Below are 25,051 nucleotides of genomic sequence, written 5' to 3'. Positions count from 1 at the left end.
GCTGCCCTGTCACAAAGGACTTGTTTTCATGGATGCCTCATTTACCCCTATCGCGGATCACGCTTTGCTGGTCACCTTTGCACAAACACAAGACCTGCAAACCCGAAACGCCATAGCTGCACTGGACCGTTCTCTGGCTGAAAACCCGTTAGACGGTGTCATTGAAACGGTACCGGCGTTGGTCAATATACTGGTGGTCTTTGATCCGCTGGTGACAGATCATTCGATTTTGAAAGACAGCCTGCGCACATATTTGTCCAAACCGGTTCCGGACAGTCATGGCGGCACGCGACACCGTGTCCACATCTGTTACGACGGCCCCTGCGCACCGGACCTGGAGGCTGTGGCAATAGCCACAGGGCAAAGCACAGATGCCGTCATCAATGCACATCTGTCTGGTCATTTCGACGTCTCCATGTTCGGGTTTGCGCCGGGGTATGCCTATTTGACAGGCGTGCCAGACAGCATACAGGTACCGCGCAAACCCACCGCCCTGCGCGATGTGCCAGCCGGCAGCGTTATTATTGCGGCTGGACAATGCCTGATCACGACACTGACGATGCCAACAGGATGGTCGCGTATCGGACGTTCGCCCACCTCCGTTTTGACGGGACACCCCGACAAGCCATTTTTGTTTGATGTCGGCGATAGAGTTGTCTTTGAACGTATCGATCTTGCAACATTTCACACTTTGACACAGGACGGATCACATGTCTGACACAGAGTTCAACGTCACGTTTGCGGGGCCTCTTGTCACTGTGCAAGATGTAGGACGACGTGGGCACATGCGCTTTGGGGTGCCTCATTCCGGACCAATGGATCGTTTGGCCTTTCAGGCCGCCCACACAGCCCTTGGCAATGCACCGGGGCTTGGCGCACTTGAGGTATCGTTGGGTGGGCTGGTGTTGACGTGCACCCAAGGGGCCGTGACACTTTCCATCACCGGAGGCGACTTTGTTGTGGATCACGCAGGCCAAACCCACCGGTCGTGGGTCATTCTGACAGTGAAGAAAGGCGAACGGTTAAGCCTGCGTGCAGGGCCGTCGGGCAGCTGGGCCTATGTCGCTTTTGCAGGCCAGTTGCACGCGCAAAGCTGGTTGGGCAGCAGCGCCACACATGCTTTGTCCGGATTTGGCGGTGGCACGGTGACAACGGGTCAGGTGTTGGGGGTGAAACAGTCCGAAATCCGCGACGATCGCCTTGGGGACATCCCACAAATTCAGGGCGTAGACACACCACAACACGACGGTGTGGACACAGGCCCGATACGCGTTGTCATGGGACCTCAGGACCGGCACTTTGAAGCGGCGGCGTTGGACCATTTTACCAGCGCGCCGTTCAAAGTCACAGACGCGTATGACCGTATGGGGATGCGCCTGAACGGCCCTGCCCTTGGCTTAAAGGCTGCTTTGTCCATCCCCTCAGAACCCATCGTTCGCGGCTCGGTTCAGGTGGCGGGCGATGGTGTGCCAACGGTCTTGTTGGCCGACCACCAAACGACGGGGGGGTATCCAAAGATCGCAACGGTCATAGGACGTGACACCGACCGTCTGGCGCAGCACCGCAAGGGTCAGGAAATGCGCTTTAAAAGTATTTGCGCCCAAGATGCGGTCCGCATTGCCCGTGATCACAGTGCCCGTATGGCAGGGTATCTGGACCAGATCGCCGTTGCACGTGGGTCATTCGCGCAGCGACTGATGCGCGAAAACCTGATTTTCGGGTGTGACTGGGATTAGGCTGCGACCGCAGCCCCACGTGCCTGTAACAGGCTTTGCGTGGCAATCGCACCGGTGATGATGGCGCCAAGGGCCAGCAAAGCCGCAACACTTAATGTGGCGCTGCCCGACAGGCCAGCCCCAATCGTGCAACCGCCAGCCAAGACGCCGCCCACACCCATCAACGCACCACCTGCCCCGTAGCGCAAAGTCTGTGCAGGCGCTTCAAAACTTTCCAAAGCAAATTCCGAACGCAAAACTGCGCAGGCAAAACTGCCCAAAAATACCCCGGCAATCAGCCCCGTGCCAAAACCTGCCGGAATAGCCGAGGACGCAATGGTCCAGAACAACGTGTCAGCCCAAGGCAACGTGAAGGCCGCCGATTGCACAGGCAACGGATCAAAATCATCCAGAAGCAAAACGGACGTGCCAGCCCAGCCCGCAACAGCCACTCCACCGATCACAGCGCCCAAGCCCAAAACCAGTGCCGATGTCCCCGAACGGCGTCCCAAAACGATTGCCCCAACGGCCAAAAGCACAGCCACCACAGGTGCAAACCCCGGAATTTGGGCCAAAGACGCTATGCCAAAGTCCTGCTGCACCGCCCCCAAGGCCACACGCATCGGTGCGAACACGCCCTTCAGCGTGGCATGCGCCACGATCGCAAACACCAAGATCACCGTCAAAGCACGCAAATTGCCGGAGGCCGACAAGACAGTCAGACGCGACATGCAACCACGCGTTAGTACCATGCCCGCCCCAAAGGCCAACCCGCCAACAATGATGGCCAGAACCGGTACACTGGACGACAGCAAGCGGTGGTCCTCAAGTGCGACCCAGCCAAGGCTTTGCGCCACTGCGAAACCGCCAATTGCCGCTGCAAGCGCCATCATCCAGACCGCCCCTGCCGATGCATCTGCCCCTGTGTCGCCCGCAACAGCGCGGCGCAGGCAAAATTTCGAAATCTGTGCCGCCACGCCAAACACTAGGCCAAGCACCACACCAAAGATGACATGAACGGATTGAACGGGCAGATCGAACGGTAAATTTTCCAGCAGCATAACACTTTCCTTTGTGGCAGGCGCCCTGTCGGACACGCACGAACAGGCAATTAATCCTTCTGCACAAAAAATAAAGAGATGCGAATGGGACGATATGTGTGAATAATCAACCCAATCGGAACAATTTCCCAAAAATGACCCGTAAACGCGACACAACATCCAAGACCACATACCTATGAAACGCTTTGGTCTTAATTTGCACTTCGGCTGATGTGTTCCTCCGGTGGTTTCGATGGTGCGTCCACCTTCACCAGATGTTCCAAAGCAACAGGCGCCCATGCCAATGTCATTTTATAGGTTTGCAAATCGTGGCTTTGCACAGTCAGTTGATCCTGACGGGCCATATCCGACAACTGGCGGGTCAGGCTGTGCAATTCCGTCATCATGTGCCGTGCCGTGGCCTGCGATATCCGCCGCGATTGTGTAATGAACCCTGCATCATCGCTTTCGGGACGTGCAAAAACACGCTGTAAAAATTCGAGATTGATCTTTAACAGAGCGCCGTGCAAGGGGCCGTCCCGACGGAATTTCACTGGCCCCTCGTCCACCAATTTAAGACGCCCTTGCGGCAAGACCTGAACCAGTTCCATCCGCTCCAACCGGCACCCGATCCGAAACAGGTCGTCCGGTGTCAGCCCACATTGATCCATGATCCGGTCAATCCCGACCCCATCTGTCAGCAGCAAAAACAGATGAAATGCAGGAAGATCATCCGCCAGTTGCGCCTCGATCCGGTCACCAAGGCTGCGCGGCGTGATTTCGACGCGGCTGGCTTGGGCCACAACGTCATCAAGACTTAGATCAAGGATTGCGCAAATTTCGGACAGCCGGCTGATCTTGCAATCGCGTGATGCAAAGAGACGCTTTATCGTGGGCTCTGACGTGCCCAACTGTTTGCCGAGCTCTGCATAGGTCATCCGGCGGGCACGCAGCACGGATTTGAGTGTTTCGAAAATTTCGGCCTGCATGGGGGCCTCCTGATACGTGATAACGCGGCATGGTATCACGAATTGATGCCTTTTAATCAGCAATTCAAGTTTAGCATCATTTACCGGAATCTTCGCAAGGCAATTCAGAAACCCGAGGAACCTACAATGGATGCAACCTACAAACGCGGTCAGACCCTGTCCGAGACGCTGAACCCCGGCATGGAAGCCACGCTAAAGGCCCGTTACGACGCCCTTTTACCCGGTATGGCTGAAACTGTCGTCGATTTTGCCTATGGCCAACAGTACAGCCGCCCCGGCCTGCCGCTGCGCGACCGCTATATTGCAACCATCGCAGCGCTTACCGCACTTGGGGCACAAACGCGCCCACAGCTCAAGATCAACATCGCAGGCGGGTTAAAAGCCGGTCTGACCCAGACAGAGATTGCGGAAACCATCTGGCAAATGGCGATGTACGGCGGAATGCCCGCCGCCATCAATGCGCTGAATGCTGCGCTTGAAGTGTTTGAAGACGTCTCTTAGCGGGTTTGCGTGACATCAGACTTGCGCAACAAACCAAACAGTTTTTGAAGCACCACCACACACAAGACAGGCACCAAAATCACATGGGTCATGTGATCAAAGGCGTTGGTGCTGCCAATGTCAAAGGCCCATGCCGCCTGCCCCACAATCAACGCCAAGGCCAAAAAAACATGTCCGCGCCACAAGCTGTAAGCCAAAAGCACCAAGATGATGACACTGCCCATCACAGGTTGGTATCCGAAGCGGTAGGGATCAAAGGCAAAAACCCCCAAAGCCGCGCAAAGATAAAGCACATACACCGCCAAAGCCCCCAAAACCTCGGCCAAGTGGTAATCCGTAGACCGGTAACCGCCAAACTGTGTGGTGAAGTTCTGGATTGCCAAAGCTGGCAAAACCGCCCCGAATGGCGCAAACATCGCCATCAGCATCAAGGGCACGTCCAATGCAACCACGGACACAACAGCAACGATGATGGCCGCGCCGCACAGCGCCAGTATGTCCGATACACCGATGCGCAAAAGGCGAAACAACAGCCACAGCACCACTGCGTACAGACCTATGGTTTCATACAATGTGGTCATGGTTGAACCACCCAAGCGGCGTTGAAAACAACCGCTTTGATGCTTTTCTTCGATCCTGTGGAATAGGTCAGCAAAACATCGCCATCCGGCAACAGCGCCATCGCAGGATAGCGCACATCACCACCGCCCTGTTCCAGCGTGTGCACCGTATCCCACGTGCGCCCCTGATCCTGAGAGACGGCCAGATGTAGAATGCTGGGTGTCTCGTTGTAGGCCATCACAAGCGTCTGCGGCCCCAAAGACACCGCTGCGACAGGGGCATTCGGATTTGGCAAATCCAGCAGTTCCGGCGCGGACCAGTGCCGCCCGCCGTCCTTTGTCCACGTGGCAATGAGGCGGTCAGTGTCATCGTCAAAATTCCGCATCAAAGCCACGGCGTTGTCGGCATCAAACGGCACAACCATCGGCTGGATGGCAAAACGGCCATGCGTCATGCGCCGTTTGTCGCGCACAAATCCTGCGTCATCGACACGAACGAAATCGCCCAGCGCGTTGCCAAGTTCCAAATATGCAGGGATCGCCACCGATCCATCCGCATATGGCACGGTCGGTGCGCGCACCAGATGCGAACGGTTCAGAAACGGGGACAACGACAGCTTGCGCACCTCTGCCGGGTCGTCGCCCTGCATTTGCACCTGCGCGATAGACGCCGCAGCCCAACCGCCAACCGAAACAATAGTCGCCAGAAACGTGTTGTCTGTGGTCCCCTGTTGGATCGTGTTGCCCAGTGTCAAAATCTTCTGCGGGGGATGTGTGACAGCCGCCAATTGTTCCTTGTTGAACAGCTTTTTTGCAGGCGCGGCGTCCCATCCCCCTGCATCATTGCGCGTAAAGTCCGCCGTTTTGATGATCACCTCGTTGTGGGATTCACGCAAACCGTCAAACCAGAACACCGCAAAACCGTCCGGTTGCATCTGGATGGCAGGCGCATGGGCTGTTCCTACAGGCGACGTATACTCAAAAACCGTCTCGAACTTTGGCCTATCCCCTGTCTGTATGACAGGGGTTGATACATCAAAGGCCCAGTTCAATGCCGGGGCGGTGGCGGCATGAAATAGGCCCAAACCCACGCTGACGGCCAAAGCGCACGCCGGCCAACTCATGGGCCAAAGCACTGGTTTGCTTGAATTCTTAGTCACGAACGACAACGGGTTTGTTATGCGGTGTCAGCAGCGTCAGAAAGAAGAAAATCGACAGGCATACCTCATTCAATTCGCCTTTTTTGCCCGACGGGATCAGATCAATGATCAGACCTGCCGCCAACATCGCAAAGCCGAAATGCACTTTGGGCACCGGTATATACAATCTGTCAAACATCCGGGCCACGGCGCCGTTGCGGCGGTATACCCATGGCAAAATCAGATAGAACAGGATCAAAAACAGAACCAGCCCCTTGCTGAATATCAGCTTGTTGATGTTTACACCGTTGATTTCCATGTTGTGCAAATTCGTCTCGTACTGGCGGTTGTTGGACAAAAAGAATTCGCTGCTTTCGATGTTGAAGATGCGTTGGCCCCAGGAAATCTCTTCGCCTGCGCCAAAGATCATCAGGACGACAATTAACACATAGGTCAAAGTAAATGCCTTTGTATGATAGGCTCGATCACGGACCAACCGCAGCGAACATAAGACAGCGGTGGCAAACAACATGAAGGATGTCGCGTATTCTAGAAACCCGTCCTCAACAATGTAGAGGCTCCGAAACAGATCGTCGTTGGTTGCCGCAAGATAAAAGCCCACCGCAATCACCACAGCCATGACACCAAAGGCCGCGGCCTCTAGTGCCGTGATGCCGGTTTTATGTTCAATCTTTGCCTGCATAATCTTCGCCTTTGTGTTTGCCCAAAATATGGCCATGGGTGTTTGCCCTGCCATATAGGGACATATCCTGTCATATTGTAGAGCGGACGTCAGTTGAAGCGGCTTGTTTTCTGGCTTATCTGATCCCCCGAGACCGCGACGGCGAAAAAGCGCCTTAAAGTTGTTCAAGCACACGCATGGACCAATACGCCCCAGCTGCATCCTTACTAACATCTTTCAGACGCAACACCGACATCACCCGCCTGTAAGGCCGCAAAGCGCGTCCCAAATTGCGCAACTGCGGCGTCAAGCTGGTGCCGCATTCCGTCAGATATACATCCAAAAGATCGGTCAGCCCCTGCAAGGGTGTTTCGGGCGGCGGCCCAAGATAAAACTCGGTACTGGCCAGCAACAGCAGCCAGACATCACGGGCCTGCGCATCTTGCAGTGACATCCGGGCAGTGGGGTTTTCTTCCAGATCCAGAAACGACAGCTGATCATCCGCTCCAATGGTCATGTCCTTCAGGAATGGGCGACCATGGCACAGCTTGGCTGCGTGCACGGCCCCAAGGCCACGCATGGCACGCTCTATCAAATGCAAGCGCTGCTTGTCATCCGCCAGACTGTGAAGCGTGTCGCGCAGTTGAGCGCCTGTATCGGACAAAATCACACAATCGCTGCGAAGCTCCAAAACACGTGGCGCCGGCAAACCCGCTTGTGCGAAGACGTTCAGACGCCCCGCTTCTTGTCGAATGGCATCCATACCGCCCAACGCCCCGGTCGGATGTAAAGCTGGGGGCATCACCGGCTTGAGCAGGCTGTGCAGAAGGGTAAACCCGTTGGAACGCGTGGCTTCGGGACGCTTGATCCAAGCTGCGACACCGTCAAAGGTCGTTTTCTCAACACGCGGTAGAAGGGATGTATCTTGCATATCAGGGCCTCAAGTAACCGAAGGCGGTAGGCCAATCAAGACTGCCTCAAGTAGCCGAGGGCGGTAGGCAAAGAAGATATGGTGCGGGTGAAGGGACTCGAACCCCCACGCCAAAGGCGCCAGAACCTAAATCTGGTGCGTCTACCAATTCCGCCACACCCGCATCCATGCACGAACATTCGTCGTGCTGACGCGCCATAGCAAAGGCCCGCACAGGATGCGAGAGGAAAATGCACTCAAGGGTGCGGAAAAAGAAGACGACATTAAAGATATATTGGGATATGTTGTGTCTAACCTAGAGGCAGGTTGATACAAAAAAGAGACGCCAATGAAACCGAAAACGGTCAGGCGCGTCGAGACTGGGCAAAGCTCAGGGGTACGCGCACATGCGGTGCAAACAGGCTTGGTGGCCGGTAGCATCGTGTTTACATCAGACGGGGAAATTCCCGTCGAATATCTTTCCCCCGGCGACAAAGTCGTCACGCGTGATGCAGGTATGGTGACGCTGAAAGACGTATCGTCTTTGCGTGTTCTGGCGCAGGCCGTGTCCATAAAAGCCGGATCTTTGGGTCACACACGCCCCGAACACAATGTGATCCTGCCTGCGGCCCAGCGCATATTGGTGCGGGACTGGCGGGCGCAATCCATGTTTGGCAAACTGCACACCGTGGTCGAAGCAGGGCAGTTAATTGATGATGAATTCATCATCGATCTGGGCTTGCGTCCAATGCTGTTGGTGCAGCTGACCTTTGACAAACCGCACGTGATTTATGCGGATGGTCTGGAAGTGGCGGTGCCTTTGGCGCAGGCTGTGCAATCAAAAGCGGCGTAAGGCCTCCGCTTACACTTCCAGCTCGCGAAACACATGAGGCAATTGCTCACTCAGGTCCTCGGCGATCAAGCCGGGGCCAAAACTGCGTGCACATTCCACATGCAACCATGTGGCGGTCTCTGCGGCCTGCATCGGCGCGAACCCACGCGCCAACAACCCCGTGATGAAACCAGCCAAGACGTCCCCCGCCCCGGCCGTGGCCAACCATGGGGCCGCACGGTCATAGGCGGCGGCATGGACGCTACAGCGACCAGACGGGTCCGCGATCACAGTATCTGGACCCTTGAACAAAACCACACAGCCCGCACGCGCAGCCGCTTCACGCGTCGCATCAACCTTGGAATAGGCAGGACCCTTTTCAGCAGGCGCGTTAAGTTTTTCGGCAAGATCAGGAAACAGCCGGGCAAACTCGCCCCCATGCGGCGTCAAAACACATCGCTTGTGTGCCATGTCGAACAATGTGCGCGGATCATCCGCAAACGTACTCAACGCATCGGCATCCAAAACACTGGCCCGCCCCGCCGCCAACGCCACAGGCACCAAGGCCCGTGCCCGTTCAAGCCCAAGCCCTGGCCCCAAACACAACGCATTTAACCGCTTATCCTGCAAAACCTCCGCCAACCCATCAGCATCTGCCACGCGCTTCACCATCAAAGCCGTTACATGGCCCGCCACCTCCAGCTGCGCCGCCGGAGGCACCCCCAAAGTGACCAACCCCGCGCCAATCCGCAAAGCCCCCCGCGCCGCCAAACGGGCTGCACCTGTGCGTCCAGAACCGCCAGACAGAACCAGCGCAGAGCCATGATTGAATTTATGTTCACAAGAATTCTTAGACAATTTCGCGGCCAAATTTTTCGAATCCATCAGCAAAACAGGTTGATCAGCCCGCGAACTCTCCAAGCCAATGTCAATAACGCTAACTTGGTTGCACAAGCTTGGGCCGCCCCCAAAATGGTTGTCACCAAACAGATAGTGCCCCAACTTTGGGCGATGAAACGTCACGGTCAGATCCGTCGGAAAAGCCCCTCTGTTCACTCCTGAATCTGAGCAAAGTCCGCTTGGTAAATCTATGGCAACATACTTGGGTCTCTCGCTTTGCGGGGTATGTGTAACCGTTGGAACAAATCCATGCCGCGCCCTTTCAGTATCAACCGGCATGTTTCTTGTAAGTCCAACACCAAATAACGCATCTACAACAAGCTGATGCTCAAATGAGGATCTGTCGCCTGAAACAAATCCGTCAAGGCGACCTTCGATCGCGTCGTCGTTCCAAAGGTGCACAGAACCAACCTCCGACCACCGCTCATAATTCACCCGCGCATCCGCGGGCAACCTCTCAACATCCCCATAAAAAAACACATCGACTGCCCAGCCAAAACCCGCCAGCAAACGCGCCACAACAAACCCATCACCGCCATTGTTGCCCGGCCCACACAAGACCACAGCGCGCCAAGGTCCTTTTTCTTCTTGCTTCAAATATCCCGGGGGTTTGGGGGCTGGCCCCCAATCCACGCCCGCCGCAGGCGCAAACGCGGGCCATTCTTCAAAAATCGCCTCGACAACACCTTGCCCGGCACGTTCCATAAGCTCCAAACCGGTGACCTCGCCGGAGGCAATTGCCGCCTGCTCCAAAGCCCGCATTTGTGATGCGGTCAGAAGTTCTGTCATTAACCTAATCCTCGCGATTCACTTTCGCCTACTTTTTAGCCATATTGCACAATAATTAGACATACGCCGAAAGAATGGCGATCCAAACCCGCGCCCAGAAGTCGATCCCATGGACGCCCGAAACACAACCTGAAAACAACACATCCGAATAGCCGGCTAGGGAGGCCCCCATGAAAAAGATCGAAGCCATCATCAAACCGTTCAAACTGGACGAAGTGAAAGAGGCGCTGCAAGACGTGGGCGTACAAGGCCTAAGCGTTGTGGAAGTCAAAGGCTTTGGCCGTCAAAAGGGCCACACCGAACTATACCGCGGCGCAGAATACGTTGTCGATTTCTTGCCGAAGGTCAAAGTCGAAATTGTTCTGGACGACGATCAGGTAGATGCGGCAATCGAAGCCATCGTTACGGCTGCCAAAACCGAAAAAATCGGGGACGGCAAAATCTTCGTTTCCCCAATCGAACAAACAATCCGCATCCGCACCGGCGAAACCGGTTCTGACGCACTCTAAAAATCTATACTTTAAGACTGAAAGGACGCTTAGACATGAGCAACAAAGTTCTCGACATGATCAAAGATGAAGACGCCGAATACGTCGACATCCGTTTCACCGACCCACGCGGCAAACTGCAGCACGTCACGCTGTGCTCTGACCAAGTGGACGAAGATTTCCTTGAAGAAGGCTTCATGTTTGACGGCTCCTCCATCGAGGGCTGGAAATCCATCGAAGCCTCCGACATGAAACTGATCGTCGATGTGGACAGCGCCTATGTTGATCCGTTCTACGCTGAAAAAACCATCTGCGTGCATTGCTCTGTTGTGGAGCCTGACACTGGCGAGGCGTACGAGCGTGACCCACGCGGCACAGCCGAAAAAGCCGAAGCTTACCTGAAATCCACAGGCATCGGTGACGTGGCCTACATGGGTCCAGAAGCCGAATTCTTTCTGTTTGACGACGTGCGCTATTCCAACTCCATCAACAAAGTCTCCTACGAAGTTGATGCGACAGATGCCTCTTGGAACACAGACACAGAATACGAAATGGGCAACATGGGCCACCGCCCAGGCGTCAAAGGCGGTTACTTCCCGGTCAACCCCACCGACGAATCCCACGATCTGCGCTCTGAAATGCTGTCCACGATGAAACGTCTGGGCATGAAGGTCGACAAGCACCACCACGAGGTGGCGTCTTGCCAGCACGAGCTGGGCTTGATCTTTGACAGCCTGACCAAACAGGCCGACGAGCTGCAAAAATACAAATACGTGATCCACAACGTGGCCCACGCCTACGGCAAATCCGCCACCTTCATGCCAAAGCCCATCGCAGGCGACAACGGCACAGGCATGCACGTGAACATGTCGATCTGGAAAGACGGCAAGCCGTTGTTTGCAGGCGACAAATACGCGGACCTTTCACAAGAAGCCTTGTATTTCATCGGCGGCATTCTGCACCACGCCAAAGCCCTGAACGCCTTCACCAACCCCGGTACAAACAGCTACAAGCGTTTGATCCCGGGCTTTGAAGCCCCCGTTCTGCGCGCCTACTCTGCCCGCAACCGCTCTGGCTGTGTACGTATCCCATGGACAGAAAGCCCCAAAGCCAAGCGCGTTGAGGCCCGTTTTCCTGATCCATCCGCCAACCCATACCTGTGCTTCGCGGCACTTTTGATGGCTGGCCTTGACGGCATCCAGAACAAGATCGATCCCGGCGAAGCCATGGACAAGAACTTGTATGACCTGCCAGCCGAAGAACTGTCGGAAATCCCAACAGTCTGTGGGTCCTTGCGCGAAGCGCTGGACGAATTGCGCAAAGACATGGACTTCTTGTTGGCTGGTGACGTGTTCACAGCTGACCAGATCGAAGGCTACATAGGCCTGAAAATGGAAGAAGTTGAACGTTACGAACACACACCGCACCCGGTGGAATTCGCGATGTACTACTCCTGCTAAGGCAGGGCGCGGTTCGTTCCGCATACCTGAAACTTACGAAAAAGGCGCTCCGGTTCGGGGCGCCTTTTTTGCTGCCAATTGCCAATCTTCACCCGCCGCGCAGCACAAAACATCGGCGGATTTACGCGCAAAATCTTTGGTTTTACCTCCAGCACGCAAGGCCTCCCGCATATCGGGAACTTTCCTGACCAAAAGGTAGGGAAATCCGGACTTCGCTTAATTATAAGTTGATTTTACACATTTTTCCTAGAAATTTGTCAGAACCTAATCCGGGGGGATAGGGTTCAATGGCGCAAACTGCGCAGGCTGGACGCACCACATCTGTATCTTGCCATGCAAACCGATCTCGTACGCAGGCGACATCAAAACCACCAACTTCCCCCTCGAACACAGATTCCGGCTTGAACATCGGCCACCGTCTCGCGCTGCGGATCACGCCCACGGCGCACATCCAACAGGGCAAAACAGGCATCTGCCTTGCGCCACAAAAGCAATAGGACCAAACCCATGGCAGACGTCATTTTAACGACCAACACCAGCACAAACCAAATACTTGGCACAGAGAATGATACGTATTTCCTGGCCGAAGGCATCTTGCATTATTCCACCAGCGCAACCAGCGCCGTCGTCATAAACGGCAGTGATGAGTCACGTTTCCTTGTCGTAAACGGCACCATTATGGACCTTGGCGGCAGTGCCATAACGGATTCCACGGTCATTGACGAGGTCAGCATTTTTATCGGCCAAACCGGCAAGGTTCAAACATCCCCACTGTATCGCGCGATTGATCTGGACGGTGATTTCAACAGCATCACAAACTACGGTGAAATTGTCGGTGGCGAGGCAATCCGGCTGGATGGCGCCAACAACGAAATCTATAACGCAGGGCTGATCAGCAGCACTTTCGGGTCGGGCACCACCACGATCGAAACCATCATCATGGACGGCGACAACAATCGCCTCGTCAATGACGGCACAATCATTGGTGAAAGCGCGATCAAGTTTGCTGGCACGAATTTCGAGCTGAACAACAATGGCAACATCGTGGGTCAGGAATTCGGCATCGAGGCCCAGTTTGCCCAAACCCTCAGTGCAACCATCAACAACTCGGGCAGCATTTCAGTGGTCGGCGGTGACGCCTTCCGCGGCTCGCGTGGCACGGACGACTTTACCAATTCCGGCACAATCACAGGCGACATGGATTTTGAGCGCGGCGTAGACGTCTTGCGCAACTCCGGCTCAATTACCGGCGATATCGAAATGGGTGACTTTTCCGATACGGGCGACGACACCGTGATCAACTCTGGAACGATCAGCGGGGACATCGTATTTTCTGGCGCTGTTTTGGTGTCCACTGTCCGCAATTCCGGGCTGATTGATGGCAATGTGTCATTGTTTTCCGGCAACGACCTCTATGTTGGAACAGGCGCGGCAATTGTCACCGGTGAGGTCTTGGGCGGGCTCGGCAACGACACAATCACCGGTTCCACCTTCGATGATCGTTTTGATGGGGGGGATGGCAACGACAGCATCGCAGGCGGGGCTGGCGATGACCTTTTGGCAGGTCGCGACGACAACGACACGGTCGCAGGCGGCAGTGGCGACGACACGATCACAGGGGACAACGGCGACGACGAACTGCGCGGCGGCTCCGGCAATGACGATGTAGATGGCGGGATCGGCGCGGATTCCATCACCGGCAATTCCGGCGATGACACCTTGCTGGGGGACGCAGGCAACGACACGATCTTTGGCAACACAGGCAATGACGATATCAGCGGCGGCGCGGACGTCGACATCCTTTACGGTGGTGCCGGGGCCGATTTCCTGTCTGGCGGCGATGGCAACGACTTTGTGTTTGGGGGCATCGGCGATGACTCCCTGTTTGGCAACAACAACGACGATCTGCTGCGCGGCGAAGCGGGCAATGACACTCTGACAGGCGGCGGTGGGAGCGACAAACTGTTTGGCGGCACAGGCGAAGACCTGCTGATTGGCGGCGCTGCACGCGATGTGATGCGGGGCGGCGCGGGGGCCGATACGTTTGTTTACCTTGCGGCCACGGACTCAACGACAGCAAACGCCGACCGTATCCGCGACTTTGAACAAGGGCTGGACCGGATCGACCTGTCAGAGGTCGAGGATTTCGTCTTCGTCGGTGACAACGCATTTTCCGGCACGCAGGCCGAAGTGCGTTTCCAAACCACATCCAGCGGATTGCGGTTCGAGATGGACGTGGATGGCAACGGCACGGTCGACATGCGCGTAAACATGAACAACGTCAGTACCATGACGGTGGATGATTTCATCCTGTAGTTGGCAACCGGACAAGCGCCTCATTCCGCGCCAAAAACCAAGGATTTGGCGCGGACCACAACCCACCCTAGAAATCCTGATCGCTTAGTCAGGTTTCCCTGACTTTTTCTTGCCAGCCAAAAATGCAACCGTCTTTAATCAACAGATTAATGACAAATATTTGGCGTCAAACGTCGTCAAACTTCCGGGGGGATTGTTCCAATGACATTACGCTTCATCACCACAGACCAAACCAACACAAGCATCGGCGGCGAAATCATTAATAGCTTAGGCAGCCCAAACTTGACCGTTGGCACAGGCGACGAGGTGATCGTCTTTGAAAATGTCACTCTGGCGGCAGATGGCAGTTTGCTGGATGTGACCGGGCTTGATGATTTTGACATGATCATGAACGGCGACGGGTTCGCAGGGTCCAACGCCTTTCGCATCGACTACTCATCCAGCCTTGGGGAATGGGATTTTGAAGTGTCGTTGAGCATCGGCAACGACGCCACAATCACCACCAACACAAACCTCAGCTTTTTCGGGGTTCTGGCGACAGGCAGCACCTATTTGCAAGACGGCTCAGAGTTTCGGTTCAACAACGCAGGCACCACAACGGCCATGCAAGGGCGCGGGTTCGAATTTCAAACCATCGTGGATGTGCAAGCCGCCAACAGCGGCACGGTGACCGTCGGCGAAGGGCCGGGTTTTGTGTTTGAAAGCATCGTGAATGCAGACTTCACCAACACCGGCACAATCATCAGCGTGCAAAATTCCAACCTGATCGCGGGCAATCATCTGACAGCGACAGTGGCCTTTAATAGCTTTGTTGAAAACGTACAGTTCGTCAACACAGGCACTGTCACTGGCAACGCCGCCTCCTTGATCAGCGGGGCATCCGTGTCAGAAAACATCACAAACACAGGCACCTTGGCTGGAGACGTCTATACGTCCGCAGCCGTCGGTGGCACGTTGATCAATTCAGGCCAGATTTTGGGCGATCTCTTTACCCAAAACGGCGACGATGTAATCAACAACACCGGATCTATTGTGGGCAACGTCTTTCTTGAAGAAGACGATGACTTCTTCTCAAACGCAGGCGGTGGGACTGTGTCCGGCGTCATTGAGGGCTTTGACGGCGAAGACACAATCATCGGCGGTATTGGCGCGGACGAGATCGACGGCGGCGACGACAACGATGTGTTACGCGGCGCGGCAGGGGACGATCTGATCTTTGGTGGCGAAGGCGAGGATACCATAAGCGGCGGTGACGGCGACGACACGATTGAGGGGGATGCGGGCAACGAGGACATCTTTGGCGGCGCAGGCGAAGACAGTATCCTAGGCGGCAAGGGCACGGACAACCTGCGCGGCAATGGTGGGTCGGATTACATCGATGGCGGCGACGAATTGGATCTGCTGCGCGGTGGGGACGGCAATGACACGCTGATCGGCGGCGAAGGCAACGACACGCTGAATGGCGGCGCAGGCGACGACGAAATCACCGCAGGCTTGGGCAAGGACGTGATGCGCGGCAACCGCGGCGAAGATGTGTTCATCTTCACAGACGCGCTCGACAGCACCACAAGCGCCGTGGACCGCATCCGTGATTTCCAATCGGGCCAAGACCTGATCGACCTTAGCGCGATCGCGACCTTTGATTTCATCGGCAGTGCCGCGTTCTCGGGCACAGGCGCCGAAGTGCGGTTCCAGACCACCGGATCGGGCTTGCGCTTTGACGTTGATGTGGACGGTGACGGAAGCGCCGACATGCGCGTCAATATGAACAACATCAGCGTGCTGACAGTTGAAGATTTCATCCTCTAAGCACCCCTGCCCGCTTTTTTATCCTACAGAACTCAGCGCACAAAAGCCCAGCGCGAAAGGAACACCCAATAGCCGACACAATCATCTCCGGCACTCAAACAACAGACGTTCGCCTATTCAGTGGAGACAACTACGTTTTGCTCAACGGGGCCAGCCATGTGGTGTCCGGCATAACAATCATCGTGGACAGGGCGGACGACAGCAGCATCACCATTCTGAGGGATCTGGTGCAGCTGGGCACCGGCGATGCGATCTTTAGCACGAGCGCGAATGATGTAAGCATCACCAACACAGGCACAATCGCCTCTGCCACGGGGGGCGCGATCATTGGCGGCGCATCAAACGAGGCCGTGGACAATGCAGGCAACATCACAGGGGCGGGCCCCTTGTTACGGTGCTGGAAAACACAGGCACCATTACGGGCAACGTATTTATTGGCACCTCAGGCGCCTTTGTGACCAACGCAGGCGTGATGGGAGGCGAACTGACGCTGTCCTTCCTGTCGGACGTCTGCTTCGCCGCTGGCAACGGGCTGGTGGCAGGCATCATTTAGGGTGGGGAAGGCAACTCAGGTGTAGACCTGCTGAACGGCGGCAGCGGCAATGACTGAGTCTTTGGTGCTGCAGATGACGACACGATCACTGGCGGCGGCGGACGTGATGTGTTGTGCGGCAATTCAGGGGCCGACACGTTCATCTACGAAGCCGTCATCGTTTCAACACTGGCCGAGGCCCACCGCATCCGTGATTTTGAATCCAACATCGACAAAATCGACATGTCCGCCTTGGAAAGCTTCACCTTCATCGGCAGCAACGCCTTTTCCGGCAAAAACACAGGAGCCAAGGTGCGCTGTCAAACCACCTTCCCGGGCCTGCGGTTCGAGATGGACGTGGATGGCAACGACACGGTCGATATGCGGGTCAACATGAACGGTGCCTCAACCATGACACCGGATGATTTCATCCTCTAGGCTTTACGCGGCGTGGCAGAACGGTATCCTGTCAAAAAGAGTAACAGGAGAGTACCCCATGACCATTCTGCGCGCCGCCCTTATCGCGACCGCCCTGCCCCTGATGGCCACCACAGCCCTTGCTGCCACATGTGGCAACACAGGCGCGGGCTTTGATGCGTGGAAAGCCGACTTTGCGCGTGACGCCAAAAAGGCAGGTGTCAAAAAGCGCGGGCTGGCAGCGCTGTCTTCTGCACGCTATGCCACAGGCACGATCAAAGCGGATCGCAACCAGAAGTCGTTCAAATACTCGCTCGATAAATTCATGAAAGTGCGCGGCGCGACAACGATCGTGTCTCAAGGGCGCAAACGTAAAGCGGGCAATGCGAATTTCTTTGCAGCCCTTGAACGGCAATACGGCGTGCCAGCAGGTGTGATTTTAGCGATCCACGGCATGGAAACCGGGTTTGGCGGGTTCATGGGCGACAGCGCGGTGGTCTCGGCGATCACGACACTCACCTACGATTGCCGCCGCTCGGACTTTTTCAAACCCCACGCCATTGGCGCGCTGAAACTGGTGGATCAAGGGGCAATCACCGCCAACACAAAGGGGGCGAAACACGGCGAACTGGGGCACACCCAATTCCTGCCGGGCAACGCGTTAAAATATGGCGTGGATGCCAATGGGGACGGGCGTGTGGACTTCTACAACCAAACCGACGCGCTGGCCTCGACCGCGAACTTCTTGCGGCAAAAAGGCTGGAAGCCCGGCAAGGGATATCAGGAAGGACAACCCAACTTCAAAGTGATCAAGCAATGGAACGCGGCGACTGTTTACCAAAAAGCAATCGCAATTATGGGCGCAAGGATCGACGGGTAACGCCGCGCCACTCTTTCCTTTCGCTTGAAATACTTCGGGGGAGTCCGCAGGACGGGGGCTGGCCCCCTGCCCCTCATTGTGCCAATCCATTCAGCTGTTCTGTTAACGCCAGGGCGGCACTTCGGATTTCTTCAGCCAAAGCAGGGTCGTCGATACTGCGGGACAAAACCATGGCTCGCAGACACGCTGGCCCGCATCCCTGATTACAAGATTAACCGCGTCGGCGACCTGCTGCCTTGGAGTACCAAAAAATGCAAATGATTGGCTTCCATACACCGGAACTTCCCGCGCCCCTTGGTCTTGATCTCCCTAAGCTTCATGGTGGTGGGTCGTGCCCCTCTCAGTTCTATGGGGAAACCCATGATGGATTGGATGTGTATGTACGATATCGCGGGGGTTCACTGCGTGTTCATGTTGGCAATGAACCGGGCGATGATGCGTTGCGCGACGGCAATTGCATTCTTGAGGCAGACATCGGCCCCTCATTCGACGGTTCTATGTCATTGACCCAGTTTTGCGCGAACTTCGGAGTGACGGTCAACGGTATTATCCCGGAGGAGACTGATCCAGACGCACATCGCTATGCAAATCTGACAGGACAGACCACATTTTGGAAAGCACATCTTAACACAATCACCATCGAGACTGCTCGCAAGATTGTTGCAAAAGCGTGGTCCGCCTTTCCAAACGCACTTTTGGTGAAGCCCCTAACGAACGACAAGTTCAAGCTCCAGAGCCTAAAGCTCACCACGCCAGAACGGATCGACACTCTGCATGTTTGGTTGATCGACGGCGCGTCTCTTCTGACAGAGATCGACATAAATCCTGAGGATGGCATCTTGCCTAAGTCAAATCAGCTTCAAGTCTCAATCGCTTTCTCAAGTTGGCAATATCCGGCCCCTAAATACACAAGCCAACTACGCCAAGCGGAAGAAGAGCTGGGTCAGACACTCTTCGTGCCCGGCGAACGCAACATGCCAATTGAGATTGCGCTTGCCACGGATGCCCTGAGCTTAAGCGCGAGCTTCCCAAAAGAAGACCAGTTCAAGCGTGATGCACTTGCCAGTCTGGGAGACGCTATCTCAAAGCAACTCCCGGCGACCCAACTGGAACGTATTGATCTAGCGACAGGAAAACACATCGATTACATCGACAAGCCAATCGATCCGGCAATTGTAAACTGGTGCAACTCTGGTGCCGACAGGTGGACGGCGGTCATCCGAGAGCAACGAAATAGCCCGTGGATCGGTGTGCGACCTGCAAGTCAGTGAATAAACAGCGCCTACACCGGACGCTTACCCCCTGTCTGCGTGTGACGGACAAGCATGTTCCCGATGGGCGTGGCACTTTGGACACGGCTTCGATTGCAAGACTTGCAAAAAAGCGGAACAGCGCCTAACTGAGCGGCTAGGGTCCTGTGCCCCTGCCGTTCGCAACCATGGTGAAGCACAGGTGAAATGATCCTTCCCGACCTTACGTCGCCAAAGGACATCGGCAATGCGAACACCCGAAGATACCTCCGCGCGACATGAATTCGGAGAACGACATGGAACAAAAACGTACATTAGCCTTGCCAACGCGGGCCACACTGAAAGCGCAAGCCAAACGCCTGCGCAGCGATCTGACAGCCCAAGGCAAACCCACAACCCACGCCCAAGCGCTGGAAGCGATTGCGCATCAATGGGGCGCGCGGGACTGGAACACTTTGCACGCAAAAGCCCCGGATACTTTGCAACGCAGTTTCACACCTGGTGAACGCATTTCCGGGCTTTATCTGGGACACGCGTTCCAAGGCACTGTGAAAGCCGCACAAATGGCATCCGCGGGTTTTTGGCGTCTAACAGTGGTGTTTGACGACGCTGTCGATGTGGTGGAAAGCCAGCACTTCACGGGTCTGCGAAAGCAAGTCAGTGCGACAATCGGGCCCCAAGGGCACACGGCCCAAAAGACATCAAACGGACAGCCCCACATGGTGCTGGATGCGTGGTGAAACGATGTAAGGTGGGGTTAACCCCACCTTACGCAACACTAGCCCTATCCAGAACATATGTGTGGATAGAAAACACCACAGCTTGTGTTTCAGGCAGGCGGAAAATGCACTGCCTTTCAGACCGATAATACTGCGCCTCTCCCGGCCCCTCCCGTATCTCGCGCGGAGACACGACCGATCGCGGTTGATGCAGGCTGGGATCATCATACCAAAGCTGGTTGAACCGCCAAAGCGGGCGACCGACCTTGACCCCGTCAAACATCCGCTGCACGCGCGCCGCCAAGTTGCCGTCATACTCTGGCACCGGATCGTGAATGGCCGTCAGGGGCCGCCCCACCTTTTCCGCAAGCCGCCAAGACGCGGGAAAACACAGGATCGCGCCCGTTAAGACGTGCTCATTGCCTCTCTTCTGCAAAAGGCAAAAATCTTCCTGCACCAACGCGCCCAAACTCAGCAAGGGCATGGTGTGCGACACGCACACCTTACGCCCGTCCGGCGTGGTGACATGATCCCCTTCAACCTCAAACCCAAGGTCGGAAAGCTGCGCCAAGGTGGTCTCCAACAGCTCTTGCGCCGCAGGCAAAGCCTCCGGATCGAGCCAATGCACAGCGTCATGGTGCTGCACCATCAACCGCCCCCGCTCCGCCATCTGCCCCGCATAAGCCTCATCAACGCGCAGCCAATCGCCGTCAATCAAGGGCTGAATCCCCGGCAAACGACGCGATGTGCGCATGTCAGAAGGAAGGTGGGTTTGAAGGATAGGAATGTTCATACCCGATCCTTCACACTCTGCACCATCGAAAGCAACATGACATTGGGGCTGAATAGCAAGACCATGACCGTTGAGCGGCGAAAACCGCCCGCCCTCGGTCGCGCTTGGGGTGAACGCCTCGGGCTACGTCTACGGCGCGGATGGCACGCGGTTGAAGAAACTGGAACAGATCGGCACGCAGCCGCAAAGCACAACGCTCTATGTCGGTGGCGTGGAAATCCGTGACCCGGGTATGTATGAGGTCGTGCTGGCCTATCCCCATGAAAACGTGCGTCTCAAGTTCGCCAACGATAATCGTCCGCCCGAGGTCAGCTACCTGTTCCGCGACCACTTGAACTCAGTTCGCATGATCGCAGATGAAAGCCAAGCAATCGAGGAACGCTCGACCTACAAACCCTTTGGCGAGGAAAACGAAAGCGTTCTGGCGGCCAGCAAAGCACAAGAAACCATCGGCTGGATCGGAGAGCGGCACGACGCAGGCGCCGGGCTGCAGTATTTGAATGCACGGTACTACGATCCTGAGCTAGGGCTGTTCACCCAACCGGATTGGTTTGAGGTGACGATGGCCGGGGTCGGGACGAACAGGTATTCGTATTCGGCGAATGACCCAGTGAATTTCATGGATCCGGGGGGAAATGAAAGGTATGATGGATCTCTCAATCCTGAGCAGGAAGAAGAGGGCAAAGCCGACGCAGAACACGAGAGACAAGATTTAGATTCGAGACACGCGGAGTTGACCTCCGTTGAAGCTAAAATGATGAAAGGTAAAGAGCTTAACAATCGTGAAAAATTCGCTCGAAGGCATGTAGCTAGGCGCTTCTACGTGGAACCTAAAGATGTAACGATTGAACAAATAAGAACAACCATATCCGATAACCGCAAGGCCCGTGAAATTTTGGGTGACTATTGCTATGGAGCGTTGTTTTCACATGCTAGTCGATCATCACTACCAAGCAAAGCTAAGTCATTTGTGAATCCAAATCAGAAAGAAGATGTCGTCTATTTCAACGATAGCTACTTTGGGAAAAAAGCTGCCAACGGTAAGATTATTGGACATGAAATCTCCCACCTTGCGTTTGGTTCAAGTGATGTAATGACTGGGCAGTTGAAACCTCGAACTGGTTCGCGCAAAATAGATGGTGTTTTCTATTCGGAGTTTTACGGTCGTTTAGGCATCAATAAAGCGAATAAGCATGGAACAACCGTAAACGATCATCCAAATTCTGCAGTTGGAGGCTGTTAATGTCACGTTTACTTTTGGTAGGTTTTTTTCTTTTTCTGGTAAGTTGCGGTCTTTCTAACAACGTTCAAAATTTGGAATCTACAAGCACAACTTTGCAAAAGCAGTCCAATGGTAGCTTTCAATTATCAGCAAATCTCACCTACACCGGATTATCACCCATTTGCATTTTAAACCCTCAGGGAATTTCTTTGGTCAGAGTTGCCGATAAGCGCGAAGTCGTGAGGCTGGATACTCCATTTGACGCAGAAAGCGATTTTCCCTACGGGGTTTTAGAGATAGACGAAACACTGAAAGCTGAAATTTCCATCACGGTCTTGCGGCGTGATACATCTATGGTGGTATCAGCATTAATATCGAAAAATGACTATTTTGACGCGTCTGGGCAATCTCTAAACCGAAGAGTACCTATTCCGTTTAAATCTACAGATGAATTTGAGGCACGCCTATTGATACAACCTGTGCGCTGTTCGGCAGTTGCCAAGTCGCCGGAGCTGAATTTAGCCAATTCAAACTACCTCAACACTATTTTTTCCGATAAGAGCGTCACTTTTCAATTCGATTGATCACAAATTAATTGTTTGTCTTTCAAGTTCTATACATCTATTTGCGTGCAGATAGCTGGCTTATTCAAAAAAGACGTGAGCTTAATACTGATCCATATTGAAAAAGACGGTAGATTTGACCAGACACTAAAACGGCACAGGCCTTGCTGGTTGCGTCAGGGTTCAAGTGCCAAAATCTGATACATACCCTGATATTCTATAGCATAAGCTAAAACAATTAGCGCTACGTGCGTGTGTTGATTGGTTACTTTGGCAACCTTTATTGCTTTTTGGAGACAAGACCATGTATGTCGGACGCAGGTGAACGCAAAATGTTAACTGAACCCTTGGCAAGATGAAAAAAACACAAGAACCGGACTCCGGCATCTCCCTCCTGAAAGTCATGGTGGCCCTCGCCATCATCACCATGGTCGCAGCCCTGGTCGCCCCACGCGTGATGGGCAGCTTTGGTCGCGCCATCGTGTTTTTTGAAAAGCCAGCCACTCTTTTCGCTGCCTTTCGGCTACGCCTCAAACGCGAAAAGCGCGATTTGACCCTATTTTGATTTCAAAAAGCTCTGTATCCAAAGCCGCAGAAATCCAACTCACCAACATCAAAGGCGCTTTGCAGCTCTATTACCTCGACGTCGGCCAATAGCCCTCTGAAACCGACGGCCTCAGCGGCCTGCTCACCCAACCCACCGCCGCCAGCAACTGGAACGGTCCCTACATCGACGACGCCGACGACATCCAAGACCCATGGGGCCACCCCATCCGCTCCACTTTCCCCACAGAAAACGGCAGTTTCTCCGCCCAAACCTAACCCAAAAACGCCCCCAAACGTCGCAAACCGGCAACCCGTCCCCCCAAATCCGCGCAACCGTGGACCAAAGGGAGGCCATCATGAACCAACACCACCGCGACACCCGCAAGATCGACCCCACACGCGGAAGCACCCTTGGCGATGGCACCCCCAACGACGCCAACCGCATCGAAATCGGCCCCACCCAACTGGCATTCAAAGAATGGGACGCCGCCGGACTCACCCTCCCCAACCTCGATACAATGCGCCAGTACCGCCACGCGCGCCTCACCCAACACATTCAGGATCGCGGCTACGCAGGCCTGCTGATGTTCGACCCCCTCAACATCCGCTACGCCACCGACAGCACCAACATGCAGCTTTGGAACACGCACAACCCCTTCCGCGCGGTGCTGCTGTGCGCAGACGGCTACATGGTCATCTGGGACTATAAAAACGCCCCCTTCCTCTCCTCCTTCAACCCGCTCGTCAAAGAGGTCCGCGGCGGCGCGTCGATGTTCTACTTCGCCTCGGGCGACAAAATCGACGTCTCGGCGGACGAATTCTCCAACGAGGTACGCCAACTTCTGCAAGAGCATTCCGGCACCAACACACGTCTGGCCGTCGACAAAATCATGCTGCACGGGGCCAAAGCGCTTGAGGCGCAAGGCTACGAGATCATGGACGGCGAAGAAGTCACCGAAAAAGCCCGCGCCATCAAAGGCCCCGACGAAATCCGCGCCATGCGCTGCGCCAACCACGCCTGCGAAACCTCCGTGCGTGCGATGGAGGACTTCGCCCGCGCAAATGTCGGAGATGGCAAAACATCCGAGGACGACATCTGGGCGATCCTACATTCTGAGAACATCAAACGCGGCGGCGAATGGATCGAAACCCGCCTGCTCGCTTCAGGGCCACGCACCAACCCGTGGTTCCAGGAATGCGGACCACGGATCACACAGGCAAACGAAATCATCTCGTTCGACACCGACCTCATCGGCAGCTACGGCATCTGCATCGACATCTCGCGCTCATGGTGGATCGGCGACGAAAAACCCCGCCCCGACATGATCTACGCCATGCAGCACGCCCATGAACACATCATGACCAACATGGAAATGTTAAGGCCGGGAGTCACCATCCCCGAGCTGACCGCGAACACCCATGTGCTGGACGACCAGTTCCAAGCGCAAAAATACGGCTGCTTGATGCACGGCGTCGGGCTCTGCGATGAATGGCCCCTTGTGGCCTACCCCGACAAAGCCGTGCCGGGCGCCTTCGACCACCCGCTTGAGGCCGGCATGGTGCTCTGTGTGGAAGCGGCTGTGGGGGCCGTGGGTGGAGATTTCACGATCAAGCTAGAAGACCAAGTGCTGATCACCGAAGACGGGTACGAGAACCTGACGACCTACCCGTTCGACGCTGACCTCATGGGACAAACCTAACGCCCACACAAACATCCCGTAAGGTGCGTCTCGACGCACCACACCCCATCCAATCCGGCAAACAAAGCCCCACGCTAACCTATACCTCAACCTGCCACACATCCCCATAAGGTGCGTCCCGACGCACCACCCCACGCCCCCTCACGCACAACAAAGGGCCGTGCCCGAGCCTGGGGCGAAGACCGTCTTGCAAAAGGTCCAGTGGACCTTTTCAGGGCGCAGCTGGCGACAGCCAAGGAAGCACAAAGTGCGCCCTCGTCGTGTCGAAGACACGCCTTTGGCGTGATGGGAGGATCGGG

The 25,051-nt window shown here is 55.3% G+C and carries 26 protein-coding genes, 1 tRNA gene and 1 pseudogene; 18 read left to right on the top strand and 10 right to left on the bottom strand.

Going from position 1 to position 25,051, the window contains the following annotated elements; all coding sequences use genetic code 11:
• The first annotated feature begins 28 nt into the window (after positions 1 to 28).
• Positions 29 to 718 carry a 5-oxoprolinase subunit B family protein gene (locus tag ASD8599_RS07810; RefSeq protein WP_108828006.1) on the top strand — a complete coding sequence of 230 codons (690 nt, stop codon included), beginning with the start codon at positions 29 to 31 and terminating at the stop codon, positions 716 to 718.
• Positions 711 to 1,736 carry a 5-oxoprolinase subunit C family protein gene (locus tag ASD8599_RS07805; RefSeq protein ID WP_108828005.1) on the top strand — a complete coding sequence of 342 codons (1,026 nt, stop codon included), beginning with the start codon at positions 711 to 713 and terminating at the stop codon, positions 1,734 to 1,736. The genes ASD8599_RS07810 and ASD8599_RS07805 overlap by 8 nt, the downstream gene beginning before the upstream one ends.
• Here the strand turns inward: ASD8599_RS07805 and ASD8599_RS07800 are convergent.
• Both ASD8599_RS07800 and ASD8599_RS07795 read right to left on the bottom strand, forming a co-directional pair.
• Positions 1,733 to 2,776, bottom strand: coding sequence for a YeeE/YedE family protein (locus ASD8599_RS07800; RefSeq protein ID WP_108828004.1), 1,044 nt, complete (start codon positions 2,774 to 2,776; stop codon positions 1,733 to 1,735). The two genes, ASD8599_RS07805 and ASD8599_RS07800, sit on opposite strands and share 4 nt — an antisense overlap.
• A gap of 191 nt (positions 2,777 to 2,967) precedes the next feature.
• Positions 2,968 to 3,744 (bottom strand): helix-turn-helix domain-containing protein, encoded by a 777-nt coding sequence (locus ASD8599_RS07795; protein ID WP_108828003.1) that lies wholly within the window; start codon positions 3,742 to 3,744, stop codon positions 2,968 to 2,970.
• A 126-nt stretch (positions 3,745 to 3,870) separates the two neighbouring features.
• On the opposite strand from ASD8599_RS07795, the gene ASD8599_RS07790 reads away from it, so the two are divergent.
• Positions 3,871 to 4,245, top strand: coding sequence for a carboxymuconolactone decarboxylase family protein (locus ASD8599_RS07790; protein ID WP_108828002.1), 375 nt, complete (start codon positions 3,871 to 3,873; stop codon positions 4,243 to 4,245).
• On the opposite strand, the gene ASD8599_RS07785 is transcribed toward ASD8599_RS07790, so the two are convergent.
• The 5 genes from ASD8599_RS07785 to ASD8599_RS07765 all read right to left on the bottom strand — a co-directional run bounded on the left by ASD8599_RS07785 (position 4,242) and on the right by ASD8599_RS07765 (position 7,720).
• Positions 4,242 to 4,826 carry a hypothetical protein gene (locus ASD8599_RS07785; protein ID WP_108828001.1) on the bottom strand — a complete coding sequence of 195 codons (585 nt, stop codon included), beginning with the start codon at positions 4,824 to 4,826 and terminating at the stop codon, positions 4,242 to 4,244. The genes ASD8599_RS07790 and ASD8599_RS07785 overlap by 4 nt on opposite strands.
• Positions 4,823 to 5,929, bottom strand: coding sequence for an exo-alpha-sialidase (locus tag ASD8599_RS07780; protein ID WP_108828000.1), 1,107 nt, complete (start codon positions 5,927 to 5,929; stop codon positions 4,823 to 4,825). Before ASD8599_RS07780 ends, ASD8599_RS07785 begins: the two co-directional genes overlap by 4 nt.
• 28 nt (positions 5,930 to 5,957) lie before the next feature.
• Positions 5,958 to 6,647: a hypothetical protein gene (locus tag ASD8599_RS07775; protein WP_146188201.1), complete on the bottom strand. Its 690-nt coding sequence runs from the start codon at positions 6,645 to 6,647 to the stop codon at positions 5,958 to 5,960.
• A 154-nt stretch (positions 6,648 to 6,801) separates the two neighbouring features.
• Complete coding sequence (locus tag ASD8599_RS07770) at positions 6,802 to 7,557, bottom strand: BUD32 family EKC/KEOPS complex subunit (RefSeq protein WP_108827998.1); 756 nt, start codon at positions 7,555 to 7,557, stop codon at positions 6,802 to 6,804.
• 79 nt (positions 7,558 to 7,636) lie between these two features.
• Positions 7,637 to 7,720: transfer RNA gene (locus ASD8599_RS07765), tRNA-Leu, on the bottom strand.
• Between the two features lie 165 nt (positions 7,721 to 7,885).
• On the opposite strand from ASD8599_RS07765, the gene ASD8599_RS07760 reads away from it, so the two are divergent.
• Positions 7,886 to 8,389 carry a Hint domain-containing protein gene (locus ASD8599_RS07760; RefSeq protein WP_108827997.1) on the top strand — a complete coding sequence of 168 codons (504 nt, stop codon included), beginning with the start codon at positions 7,886 to 7,888 and terminating at the stop codon, positions 8,387 to 8,389.
• A 9-nt stretch (positions 8,390 to 8,398) separates the two neighbouring features.
• On the opposite strand, the gene ASD8599_RS07755 is transcribed toward ASD8599_RS07760, so the two are convergent.
• Complete coding sequence (locus tag ASD8599_RS07755; RefSeq protein ID WP_108827996.1) at positions 8,399 to 10,057, bottom strand: NAD(P)H-hydrate dehydratase; 1,659 nt, start codon at positions 10,055 to 10,057, stop codon at positions 8,399 to 8,401.
• Positions 10,058 to 10,227: 170 nt separating this feature from the next.
• Between ASD8599_RS07755 and ASD8599_RS07750 the strand changes: the two genes are divergently transcribed.
• From ASD8599_RS07750 to ASD8599_RS07735, 4 genes are all read left to right on the top strand, one after another.
• Complete coding sequence (locus ASD8599_RS07750) at positions 10,228 to 10,566, top strand: P-II family nitrogen regulator (RefSeq protein ID WP_108827995.1); 339 nt, start codon at positions 10,228 to 10,230, stop codon at positions 10,564 to 10,566.
• Between the two features lie 35 nt (positions 10,567 to 10,601).
• A complete protein-coding gene (gene glnA, locus ASD8599_RS07745; protein WP_108827994.1) occupies positions 10,602 to 12,005 on the top strand; it encodes a type I glutamate--ammonia ligase in 1,404 nt (467 codons plus the stop codon).
• Between the two features lie 507 nt (positions 12,006 to 12,512).
• Positions 12,513 to 14,321 (top strand): calcium-binding protein, encoded by a 1,809-nt coding sequence (locus ASD8599_RS07740; protein WP_108827993.1) that lies wholly within the window; start codon positions 12,513 to 12,515, stop codon positions 14,319 to 14,321.
• 201 nt (positions 14,322 to 14,522) lie between these two features.
• Positions 14,523 to 16,130, top strand: coding sequence for a calcium-binding protein (locus ASD8599_RS07735; RefSeq protein ID WP_108827992.1), 1,608 nt, complete (start codon positions 14,523 to 14,525; stop codon positions 16,128 to 16,130).
• A gap of 130 nt (positions 16,131 to 16,260) precedes the next feature.
• Here the strand turns inward: ASD8599_RS07735 and ASD8599_RS07730 are convergent, their stop codons facing one another.
• Positions 16,261 to 16,503: a hypothetical protein gene (locus ASD8599_RS07730; RefSeq protein ID WP_146188200.1), complete on the bottom strand. Its 243-nt coding sequence runs from the start codon at positions 16,501 to 16,503 to the stop codon at positions 16,261 to 16,263.
• 21 nt (positions 16,504 to 16,524) lie between these two features.
• Between ASD8599_RS07730 and ASD8599_RS20265 the strand changes: the two genes are divergently transcribed.
• The 5 genes and pseudogenes from ASD8599_RS20265 (at position 16,525) to ASD8599_RS07710 (ending at position 19,949) form a co-directional block, all read left to right on the top strand.
• Positions 16,525 to 16,683 (top strand): hypothetical protein, encoded by a 159-nt coding sequence (locus ASD8599_RS20265; RefSeq protein ID WP_181364435.1) that lies wholly within the window; start codon positions 16,525 to 16,527, stop codon positions 16,681 to 16,683.
• Positions 16,684 to 16,755: 72 nt separating this feature from the next.
• Positions 16,756 to 17,100: pseudogene (locus tag ASD8599_RS07725) on the top strand (M10 family metallopeptidase C-terminal domain-containing protein); the annotation flags it as partial.
• A gap of 58 nt (positions 17,101 to 17,158) precedes the next feature.
• Positions 17,159 to 17,959 carry a lytic murein transglycosylase gene (locus ASD8599_RS07720; protein WP_108827989.1) on the top strand — a complete coding sequence of 267 codons (801 nt, stop codon included), beginning with the start codon at positions 17,159 to 17,161 and terminating at the stop codon, positions 17,957 to 17,959.
• 251 nt (positions 17,960 to 18,210) lie between these two features.
• Positions 18,211 to 19,230, top strand: a complete 1,020-nt coding sequence (locus ASD8599_RS07715; protein WP_146188199.1) for a hypothetical protein — start codon at positions 18,211 to 18,213, stop codon at positions 19,228 to 19,230.
• A gap of 275 nt (positions 19,231 to 19,505) precedes the next feature.
• Positions 19,506 to 19,949 carry a glyoxalase superfamily protein gene (locus ASD8599_RS07710; RefSeq protein WP_108827987.1) on the top strand — a complete coding sequence of 148 codons (444 nt, stop codon included), beginning with the start codon at positions 19,506 to 19,508 and terminating at the stop codon, positions 19,947 to 19,949.
• 28 nt (positions 19,950 to 19,977) lie between these two features.
• On the opposite strand, the gene ASD8599_RS07705 is transcribed toward ASD8599_RS07710, so the two are convergent.
• Positions 19,978 to 20,721 (bottom strand): heme-dependent oxidative N-demethylase family protein, encoded by a 744-nt coding sequence (locus ASD8599_RS07705; RefSeq protein ID WP_108827986.1) that lies wholly within the window; start codon positions 20,719 to 20,721, stop codon positions 19,978 to 19,980.
• Between the two features lie 70 nt (positions 20,722 to 20,791).
• On the opposite strand from ASD8599_RS07705, the gene ASD8599_RS07700 reads away from it, so the two are divergent.
• The 5 genes from ASD8599_RS07700 to dddP all read left to right on the top strand — a co-directional run bounded on the left by ASD8599_RS07700 (position 20,792) and on the right by dddP (position 24,752).
• Positions 20,792 to 21,964: an RHS repeat domain-containing protein gene (locus ASD8599_RS07700; RefSeq protein ID WP_108827985.1), complete on the top strand. Its 1,173-nt coding sequence runs from the start codon at positions 20,792 to 20,794 to the stop codon at positions 21,962 to 21,964.
• Positions 21,964 to 22,527, top strand: coding sequence for a hypothetical protein (locus ASD8599_RS07695; protein ID WP_146188198.1), 564 nt, complete (start codon positions 21,964 to 21,966; stop codon positions 22,525 to 22,527). The genes ASD8599_RS07700 and ASD8599_RS07695 overlap by 1 nt, the downstream gene beginning before the upstream one ends.
• Positions 22,528 to 22,861: 334 nt before the next feature.
• Positions 22,862 to 23,071, top strand: a complete 210-nt coding sequence (locus ASD8599_RS07690) for a type II secretion system GspH family protein (protein ID WP_108827983.1) — start codon at positions 22,862 to 22,864, stop codon at positions 23,069 to 23,071.
• Between the two features lie 119 nt (positions 23,072 to 23,190).
• Positions 23,191 to 23,328, top strand: coding sequence for a type II secretion system protein GspG (locus ASD8599_RS20555; protein WP_108830066.1), 138 nt, complete (start codon positions 23,191 to 23,193; stop codon positions 23,326 to 23,328).
• A gap of 80 nt (positions 23,329 to 23,408) precedes the next feature.
• Positions 23,409 to 24,752: a dimethylsulfonioproprionate lyase DddP gene (gene dddP, locus ASD8599_RS07680; RefSeq protein WP_108827982.1), complete on the top strand. Its 1,344-nt coding sequence runs from the start codon at positions 23,409 to 23,411 to the stop codon at positions 24,750 to 24,752.
• Positions 24,753 to 25,051 lie beyond the last annotated feature (299 nt).

It is taken from the genome of Ascidiaceihabitans donghaensis (assembly GCF_900302465.1).
GTDB lineage: Bacteria > Pseudomonadota > Alphaproteobacteria > Rhodobacterales > Rhodobacteraceae > Ascidiaceihabitans > Ascidiaceihabitans donghaensis.
The sequence above is the reverse complement of the archived record's forward strand: the minus strand, read 5'-3'. Positions and strand labels throughout refer to the sequence as shown.